Raw genomic sequence first — 9150 nt, 5'->3', positions numbered from 1 at the left:
GTTCTGATCCCGCGCGCCCACTAGATTATACTCATTCACCAGCTTCAGCAGCGAGCGCGGGCTGAGGAAGCCCACATACCGTCCGTCCTCGGTCATCAGAATCCCATCGGCGGCGCTATCCCCCGAGAAAGCTTCAACGATCCGGTCGATATGGGTGCCGATATTGCAGACGGGGCAGGTGACGATAAGGTCGCGGATGCCGTCGCCAATGGCGCGGTTTCGCAACAGGTCACTCCCAAAGCGGCTATAGGCGAAGTGCTTAATGTCGCGCTCGCGCACCACGCCTAACGGCCGCCCGCGTTCGTCAACGACTGGCACAACCTCCGCCATATCGTTCTGCCGGAAGGTTTCGAGCAAATCGGCGCGCTGGGTTTGGGCGGGGATTGCCGGGATGCGCTGAATGGCATCCTCCACCAGAACGCCGCTGGATTGGGTTCGGCGGCGGTCGGCGCTATTGAGGTCCAGCACGGTTTGATAGACGAGGCTGAGCGCTGCAAGATCGGTCGTAGGGCGGGCGATGCGATAGCCTTGGGCGAAATCGCACCCGATATCGCGGCAGACGTAAAACTCCCGGTCGGTCTCGATCCCCTCGGCGATCACCTGAATGCCCCGAATATGGGCATAATTCGTGACCTGCTCCACAAGTCCGCGCTTGCGCACGTCCTGATCAATCCCAGAGATAAAAAAGCGGTCGATCTTCAAATAATCGGGTTTTGCCTCATAAAGCATCTTTAGGCTGGCATACCCCACACCGAAATCATCGATGGCAACGGCGATACCGGAGGCGCGGTATTGCTCGAAAATCGGGTTGCCGGAATCTTGCAAATTGTATTCCGACCGTTCAGCTAACTCCAAACAGATGGCGGCGGGCGATAAGCCGATATCGCGCAACAGTTCCACCGTAAACCCCGACCGATAGCCCGGTGCGCCGAACATGCGCGCATCCACATTCAAAAACAGCATGCTCTCGACGGCAAGGTCGCGTCGCTGGGCGAATTTTCGGATCGCTTTGGCGCGCAAACCAAGTTCGACCGAGACCATCTGACCGTCAGCAATGGCCGCATCGAACACATCCGACGGCGTTTGAAACCCGATCCGGTCTACCCCGCGCATGAGGGCTTCAAAGCCCAGTACCTGGCCATTGCGGAACGACACAATGGGTTGATAGCCGTAATCGAGCCGCTCCAGGCGTTGCTGCCAGACGGGATCGTCAAGCTCAACCGGCATGGCGGGTGCGTCCAGCATGGGAAGGAGCGCTCTCCACGAATCCAAGCTCCCTCAACCAATCGGGAACAGATCATTCAACACGAGCGCATAGCATACGTATTTAGTGTGACGATTTTGGGTCAAACTGTATGACGGAGCAAAGGGCGTCGCACGCGTTGCTAACTATTCCGTTGCGACGCCCTCGGATGATTAGTCGAGGCTGATGCTCCGGGCTTTAATCAGCGGATGCCAATATTTTGACTCAGATGCAATGTAATCGGCCAAGCCCTTTTGATCGCTCGGAATTGGCTCCAGGCCAAACTCTTCCAGGCGCTTTTTGATGTCGGGGTTGGCGAGGGCCTTTTGCAAATCCGCCGTCAGCCGGTCTAGAACGGGTTGCGGCGTGCCTGCGGCGGCAACCAAGCCCTGCCATGCATAGGCTTCGATATCGGCATAGCCCAACTCTTGCAGCGTCGGAACTTCGGGCAGGGTTGCGATGCGTTGCTTCGAGAAGACGGCGAGCGGCCGCAGTGCGCCGGAGCGGATATGCGGCAAGCCAACGGCGGCATCGACCACCATGGCCGGAAGCTGATTGGCGAGCACGTCTTGCACTGCCGGGGCTGCACCGCGATAGGGCACATGGGTGGCGGTCACGCCTGCCCGGAAGAGCAGCAGTTCCATCGCCAAATGATGGGGGCTGCCGATACCCGGCGAGGCATAGTTCAGCGATCCGGGGGCGGCTTTGAGCCCGTCGATCAACTCTTTCGCCGAGGTCGCCGGGGCCTTGGCGTTTACCGCCAGAATGAGCGGAAACCGCGCCATCAAGCCGATCGGCGCAAAGTCCTTCGACGGGATATAGCGCGGCGTGGCGAATAGCGCGGCATTGTAAATCAGTGAGCCGTTATCGCCCGAAAACAGCGTGTAGCCATCGGCGGGAGCCTTCGTCGCGGTGGTTGCGGCCAGAACCGAGGCGGCCCCCGGCAGGTTTTCAATCACGACCGGCTGACCCAGCGACTTGGCCATCTCATTGCCCAGAATACGCGCGAGAAAATCCGATCCGCCCCCCGCCGGATAGCCGACGATCCAGTGGACCGCGCGGTTCGGATAATTCTGTGCGGACAGGCTCCCCGATGCAGCAACGAGCGCCGCCGCCGTTAACGCGGTGGCCGCAAATTTGCGCCAAACACCCATAGTCGTTCCCCCCGATTTGTTTTGGTAACAAATGAAACCAAATGGGAGGTGCGGCTTTTTGTCAAGGCGGTCTATAGAGTTTCTCTCTATAGTGACTAGGATGGTCATCGAGGTGAGGAAGAGATGGGCACGCTGCAAGTTTCTGTCGCGCAGGCGAAAGCCGAATTTGCTGCGCTGGTCGCCCGGGCTGAAGCCGGGGAGGATATTGTTGTTACCCGCAACGGCAAGCCCGTGGCGCGGCTCACGGCGTTGACCGAGCGCCCCGTTATTTACGGTGATTTGAGCGGCCTGCGGGTGAGCGACGATCTATCGCTGCCAGACGATGTTATCGACGACTTTATGGGGCGGTGATGTCCAAAGCCCTACTGCTCGATACTCATATCTTCCTATGGATGCGGGCCGAACCGGGCAAGCTTACTGAACCCGAACGTAACGCGCTTGACGTGGCCCCCCTCCGGTTGATCAGTGTAGTCAGTTTTTGGGAAATTGCTTTGCTGATTAGCCTCGGGCGGATCGATAACGATCCTCGGCTGTTTACGCCGCCGCCGGGCATCGAGACGCTGCCGATCCTACCCCGCCACTGCCTAGCGTTGATCGACCTTCCCCAAATTCACCGCGACCCGTTCGACCGGATGCTGATCGCCCAGGCGCGGGTTGAAAACGCTATGCTCCTGACACGGGATGCGAAGATTGCGGCCTATGGAGCCGAAACCTTCTAACGTGATTTGGGTTCGGCCTTCGCGCGCGCTTCCCGGTCCAACGCCTTTTTGGTCCGCGTCGTCGGATCGGCGGCCAGCGGGTCTTCTGGCCAGACGTGGCGGGGGTATTGGCCGCGCATATCTTTGCGTACCTCCGCATAGGCCCCGCGCCAAAAACCCGCAAGATCGCGCGTTACCGCCAGCGGGTGCCGGGCGGGGGAGAGGAGATGCAGCAGCACGGGGGTGCGCCCGTCGCCCAGGCGCGGCGTTTCGGCGAGACCGAACATTTCTTGCAACCGCACCGCCAGCACGGGTTCCGGCCCCGAATAATCGAGCGCAACCGACGAGCCGGTGGGGACGGTGACATGGGTGGGCGCGAGCCGGTCCAGCGCTCGTTGCTGCTCCCACGGCAGGGAATCGCGCAGGATTTGCGTCAGGGGGAGGTTTTCGAGATGGGTCAGGCGGCTGCGCCCGTCGAGGTGCGGGGCGAGCCAGCCTTCGAGACTATCCAGCAGGGCCGCATCCGACCAATCGGGCCAATCGTCGCCTTGCTCGCGGCGCAGAAACGCGACGCGGTGGCGCAGGCTTTCGGCCCCATCGGTCCAGGGCAGCACGCGCAAACCCTCAAGCCGGAGTCCCTCCAGCAGCGCGGCGCGCACCAGATCGGCGGGCGGCTTGGCGAGCGGTTTATCGGAAAAAACCAGCGCGCCGAAGCGTTGCTGACGGCGCGCGGCAACCGCCCCTTGCGCCTTATCCCAACTTACCGTTGCGTGTTCGGCGAGGCGCGCTGGGAAAAGTTCGGCGAGATCTTCCTCCGTCACCGGGGCGGCGAAAAAGATGCGCGCATTCGCCCGGTCGCCGTCGAGCGCGGCAACCGCCAGCAAATCGGCCCCGGCGAGGGAATCCTCCAGCGGCAGAATCGCTCCTTGCCCGCTGGAGAGCCTGAACTGTCCCGGCGGGCCGCGCCGCTGGGCAATCCGGTCCGGGTAGGCGAGGGCGAGCAGGCGACCGCTGCTATGGCTGTCGGGCCGGTCCTCGCCGCGTAACCCAATCTGGCGGCGGAACTGGCTGGCTTGCTGGCGGATGGCGGCGGCGGCCTTGCGGTCGAGATCCGGGTGAGTACCGTCGCCGATCAAAAGATCAATCCGTTGGACGAGATCGGCGGACCGCCTTCCGCCGCGCGGGCGAATGGGGTCGCGGTCGCCTAAGAGAGCGGCGAGCAGGCAGGCGAGGGAGCCCTCGCAAAGATCGGCCCCCTTTAGCATCAGATGGGCCAAACGGGGGTGCGCGCCTAGGCGGGTCATCGCGTGCCCGTGGGGGGTGATCCGCCCGGCATCGTCCAGGGCCCCGAGATCGGTCAGCAGAGCGCGCGCGCGGGTCAAGGCGGCGGCGGGCGGCGGGGTCATCCAACGCAAACTATCGGCATCGCTGCCCCAGGCGGCGAGTTCGAGCGCGAGCGGGGCAAGGTCGGCGCTTTCGATTTCCGGCGGATGAAACGGCAAAAGCCCGCGCTGTTCGGCCTCTGCCCACAGCCGATAGCAAACGCCGGGGCGCTGACGGCCAGCGCGGCCCCGGCGCTGTTCGGCGGAAGCCGCGCTGACGCGCACCGTTTCGAGCGTGCTCATCCCCGTCGCGGGGTCGAAGCTCGGGCGGCGCGACCAGCCGCCGTCGATAACGATGCGGGTGCCGTCGAGCGTTACGCTGGTTTCGGCGATGGCGGTGGAGAGAACCACTTTCCGGCGTCCGCTGGGGGCCGCGCGCAGGGCGCGGTCTTGGTCCGCAAAACTCAATTCCCCCGCAAGGGTGAGCAGATCGACGGTCGGCGGCAAGTTGCCGTCCAGCGCTGCGGCGGTGCGGCGGATTTCGCCGGTGCCGGGAAGGAAGACCAGCAAATCGCCCTCGGCTTCCTCGCGCAGGGCTTGGCGAATGGCGGCGACGACGCCCGCTTCCAGCTTTTCGGGCCGACCGAGGTAGCGCGTTTCCACCGGATGGGCGCGCCCGTCGCTGGTCAGCAGCGGGGCATCGTCCAGCAACTTCGCCACGCCATCCCCGTCGAGGGTGGCGGACATGACCAGCAGCCGCAAATCGTTGCGCAGGGCGCTGCGGCTTTCCAAAGTGAGGGCAAGGGCAAGGTCGCTATCGGCGCTGCGTTCGTGAAACTCGTCGAACAGCACAGCGGCGATGCCGGTTAGCTCCGGGTCTTGCTGGATTTGCCGCAGGAACAGCCCCTCCGTCACCACTTCAACGCGGGTGCGGGCGGAAACCTTGCTGTCCAGCCGCACGCGGTAGCCGATGGTCTCGCCCACCGCCTCGCCCAAGGCCTGGGCCATGCGGTTGGCAGCGGCGCGGGCGGCGATGCGGCGCGGCTCCAACATGATGATCTTGCCGTCACCGCGCCATTTTTCCCCCAAAAGGGCGAGCGGGACGCGGGTGGTTTTCCCGGCCCCCGGCGGGGCTTGCAGCACGGCGCGACCCTCGGCGGCGAGGGCGGTGAGAAGCTCGGGGAGCAGCGGTTCGATGGGCAAGGACATGCCGCCGCTCTACACCGATTTCGGCTCCGCGACCACAGCATTTGCAAAGCCCCCGATGGCGCGCTAAGGTTCGCCCGATTTGTGTCCGGGAGTTGGTGCGTTGAGCGATATTTTCCGCGAGGTTGACGAAGATTTGCGTACCGAGCGTGCCCAGCAACTATGGGCGCGGTATGGCAAGCTTGCGGTTGCGGCGGCGGTGGCCTTGGTGGTCGGCGTGGCGGGGTATACCCTATGGCAGCAACAGATTGCCGAACGTCGTATGACGGCAGGTACGCGCTATGCGGAAGCGGAGGCTGAGCTTGCGCGCGGCAATGCCGATCAAGCGGCGGCAGGCTGGGGCCTTCTGGTCCAGGAAGCCAAGGGCGAAGGTTACGCCATGCTCGCGCGCCTGCGCTTGGCGGGGCTTGCGGTGGAAAAGGGCGATACGGCGGGGGCGATCAGCCAATATAAGGCGATTGCGGCCGATACTGGCCTGTCGAGTGAATACCGCGACCTTGCGACCCTGCTGGGAACCCAAGCCGAAAGCGCAACGCTTGCGCCGGAAGCACTGGAAGCCGCGCTAAAGCCGCTGCTGGCCGACAATCACGCGCTGCGCCATCAGGCGCGCGAGATTCTGGCGGCAGCGTTTCTGAAGGCCGGAAAGATCGACTCGGCCCGCACGCTTCTTACCGCGATTTCGGACGATCCCGCCGCGCCCACCGGGCTGCGCGCGCGCTCCACCGAACTGCTGGCCGCGCTTGGGAAGGCCGGATGATGACGAACCCGCGCGTGACCCTCAGCCGCCGGAGCGCCTGCTTCGGGCTTCTCGCTGCAAGCCTTACGCTCGCGGCGTGCGGCAGCAGCAAAAAGCCGCCCCTGCCGGGCGACCGGATCGCCGTGCTGAAAACGGCAGGTGCGCTGGAAGCCGATCCCGCGCTTGCGACGGTTGCGGTCGAACTTCCGCGCCCGGAGCTTTATGCCGATTGGGCGCAGGCGGGCAGTTTCCCTGACCACGCGCGGCATCATCTCGCTTTGGGCGATTCGGTGGCGCTGGCGTGGCAAACCTCCATCGGGTCGGGCTCGCAGCGGCGGCGGGTGCTGCAAGCCACGCCGATTGTGGCCGATGGTCGCGTCTACACCATTGATACCGACGGCATGGTAACGGCGCTTGCGATCAGCAACGGTCAGCAGATTTGGCGCGCCCCGACGATTCCAGATGATGAAGACGATGTGACGGTCAGCGGCGCGCTCGCTTTTGCCGACGGCAAGCTCTACATCGGCACGGCGGCGGCGGAAATCGTGGTGATGGACGCGGCGTCGGGCAAGGAACTTTGGCGCAAACCGCTGCCCGCGCCCGTCCGTGCGGCCCCGACGATTGTCGGCGGGCGCGTTTTCGTGATCGGGCTCGACAATCAAACGGTCGTGCTGTCGGCAGACGATGGCAAGCGCCTGTGGAGCCATAGCGGCATCAGCGAAACGGCGGGCTTGCTCGGCGGCGGCGCGGCGGCGGTTTCGGGCGATTATGTGGTCGTGCCCTATAGCTCGGGCGAGTTGTTCGCGCTGCGCTTAGAGAATGGCCGTTTGCTCTGGGCCGATAATCTCTCCGGCCTGCGCCAGTCCAACGCCGTTGCGGGGCTCGCCAATATTCGCGGCAATCCGGTCATCGACCGGGGAGTCGTGTTTGCCGCCAGCCACGCCGGTCGCCTGGGGGCAATCGAGTTGCGCAGCGGCGATCGGATTTGGGACCGCGAACTTTCGGTTGCCGAAGATGTTTGGGTTGCGGGCGAGTATCTGTTTGTCGTCACCACGAATGGCGAGGTGATCTGCCTAACCCGGACCGACGGGCGCATTCGTTGGGTGCGCGCCTTGCCGCGCTTTGCCGATGAGAAAAACCAAGAAGATCCGATCCGCTGGGCCGGTCCGGTTCTGGCTGGGGACCGTCTGCTGCTGGTGAATAGCCTTGGCAAGATTGCCGCCGTTTCGCCCTATACCGGCGAGTTTTTGGGCGATACCAGCCTGCCGGGTGCGGCAGCGATGGCCCCGATTGTTGCCGGCAATAGCCTTTACGTTCTCACCGAGGATGGCCGCCTTGCGGCCTATCGCTAATGACTGATTATGTTGTACCGCCTCTTCTGGCCATTGTTGGCCGCCCGAACGTGGGCAAATCCACCCTCTTCAACCGGCTCGTCGGCAAGAAGCTCGCGATTGTCGATGATACGCCCGGCGTAACCCGCGACCGCCGCGAGGCGGACGGGCATTTGGGCGATCTGATTTTCCGCGTGATGGACACGGCGGGGCTGGAAAACGCGACCGACGATTCACTGCCCGCCCGCATGCGCCGCCAGACCGAAGCCGCGTTGGTGGAAGCCGATGTGATCCTGTTCGTCATCGATGGGCGCGTTGGTTTGACGGCCGACGATAAGCATTTCGCCAATCTGCTGCGCCGCACCAGCCAGCCGCTCCTGCTGCTGGTGAATAAGGCGGAAGGCCAGGCCGGGCGCGGCGGCTATATGGAAGCCTTTGAGCTGGGCATGGGTGAGCCGATCCCCATTTCTGCCGAGCATGGCGAAGGCATGGCCGATCTCTATCAGGCCCTGCGCCCGCTGGTGATCCCCGAAGGCTACGATGATCCGGTTGATGAGAATGCCGAGCCGGAGGAAGAGGATGCCGAAGCCCAGCGCCGCCCGATGCAAATCGCCATCTGCGGCCGCCCGAACGTTGGCAAATCGACGCTGATCAATCAGCTTTTGGGCGAAGACCGACTGCTGACCGGGCCGGAAGCCGGGATTACGCGCGACAGTATCTCCGTCTCCTTCACCCATCGCGACCGTGAGATGAAGCTGTTCGATACGGCCGGGATGCGCCGTAGGCCCAAATCCCACGAAAAGCTGGAAAAACTGTCGGTCGCCGATTCACTGCGCAGCATTCAATATGCTGAAGTCGTGATCGTGGTGATCGACGGCCTATTGGGGCTCGACAAACAGGATCTGGTTATCGCGTCGGACGTGGTGGAAGAAGGCCGCGCCATTGTTCTGGCGGTGAATAAATGGGACGCGGTGGAGAATAAGGACGAGCGGATGAAGGAAATCCGCGACCGTCTCTCCATCTCGCTGCCCCAGGTGGTGGGTATTCCGGTTGTCGCCTGCTCGGGACTGACGGGGAAGAACTTAACCCTCGTGCTCGATCATGCGTTGCAGGCCCATAAGCGCTGGAACTTCCGGGTGAATACCTCGAAGCTCAATCGTTGGCTCGAAGGCGCGCTGGATCAGCATCAGCCGCCGCTGGTCTCGGGCCGCCGAATCAAAATCCGCTACGGCACGCAAACCAAAGCGCGTCCGCCGACCGTCACACTGTTCTGCACGAAGGCCGAACAATTGCCAGACAGTTATATTCGCTATCTGGTAAATAGCTTCCGCGAAACCTTCGATCTGCCGGGCGTGCCGATCCGCATTCAGTTGCGCCAGACTGACAATCCTTACGATAAGGATTAAAAAAAATGCCGGGGCTAGCCCCGGCATTTTTTTGATCAGGCGAGGTGTTATTCA

At 63.2% G+C, this 9150-nt stretch carries 8 protein-coding genes; 5 read left to right on the top strand and 3 right to left on the bottom strand.

Features of this window, described 5'->3' with window-relative positions; translation table 11 throughout:
- Positions 1-1245 (bottom strand): EAL domain-containing protein (locus ACIQ36_RS06195; RefSeq protein WP_395826928.1); only part of this gene is annotated, 1245 nt, incomplete at its 3' end.
- 171 nt (positions 1246-1416) lie between these two features.
- A complete protein-coding gene (locus ACIQ36_RS06190) occupies positions 1417-2397 on the bottom strand; it encodes a Bug family tripartite tricarboxylate transporter substrate binding protein (RefSeq protein ID WP_395826925.1) in 981 nt (326 codons plus the stop codon).
- Positions 2398-2520: 123 nt separating this feature from the next.
- Here ACIQ36_RS06190 and ACIQ36_RS06185 point away from each other — a divergent pair, with 123 nt between their 5' ends.
- The gene (locus ACIQ36_RS06185) at positions 2521-2748 is read left to right on the top strand and encodes a type II toxin-antitoxin system Phd/YefM family antitoxin (RefSeq protein ID WP_395826922.1); all 228 of its coding nucleotides are present in this window, start codon (positions 2521-2523) and stop codon (positions 2746-2748) included.
- Positions 2748-3116: a type II toxin-antitoxin system VapC family toxin gene (locus ACIQ36_RS06180; RefSeq protein ID WP_395826919.1), complete on the top strand. Its 369-nt coding sequence runs from the start codon at positions 2748-2750 to the stop codon at positions 3114-3116. The genes ACIQ36_RS06185 and ACIQ36_RS06180 overlap by 1 nt, the downstream gene beginning before the upstream one ends.
- Here the strand turns inward: ACIQ36_RS06180 and hrpB are convergent.
- The gene (gene hrpB, locus ACIQ36_RS06175; protein ID WP_395826916.1) at positions 3113-5626 is read right to left on the bottom strand and encodes an ATP-dependent helicase HrpB; all 2514 of its coding nucleotides are present in this window, start codon (positions 5624-5626) and stop codon (positions 3113-3115) included. The genes ACIQ36_RS06180 and hrpB overlap by 4 nt on opposite strands.
- Positions 5627-5726: 100 nt before the next feature.
- Between hrpB and ACIQ36_RS06170 the strand changes: the two genes are divergently transcribed.
- The 3 genes from ACIQ36_RS06170 to der are packed head-to-tail and all read left to right on the top strand — an operon-like array spanning position 5727 to position 9096.
- The gene (locus tag ACIQ36_RS06170) at positions 5727-6380 is read left to right on the top strand and encodes a tetratricopeptide repeat protein (protein ID WP_395826914.1); all 654 of its coding nucleotides are present in this window, start codon (positions 5727-5729) and stop codon (positions 6378-6380) included.
- The gene (locus ACIQ36_RS06165) at positions 6377-7711 is read left to right on the top strand and encodes a PQQ-binding-like beta-propeller repeat protein (RefSeq protein WP_395826911.1); all 1335 of its coding nucleotides are present in this window, start codon (positions 6377-6379) and stop codon (positions 7709-7711) included. The genes ACIQ36_RS06170 and ACIQ36_RS06165 overlap by 4 nt, the downstream gene beginning before the upstream one ends.
- Positions 7711-9096, top strand: coding sequence for a ribosome biogenesis GTPase Der (gene der, locus ACIQ36_RS06160; RefSeq protein ID WP_395826908.1), 1386 nt, complete (start codon positions 7711-7713; stop codon positions 9094-9096). Before ACIQ36_RS06165 ends, der begins: the two co-directional genes overlap by 1 nt.
- Positions 9097-9150: the final 54 nt, after the last annotated feature.

Origin of the sequence: Elstera sp. (assembly GCF_044372965.1) — a bacterium.
Taxonomy (GTDB): domain Bacteria; phylum Pseudomonadota; class Alphaproteobacteria; order Elsterales; family Elsteraceae; genus Elstera.
The sequence above is the reverse complement of the archived record's forward strand: the minus strand, read 5'-3'. Positions and strand labels throughout refer to the sequence as shown.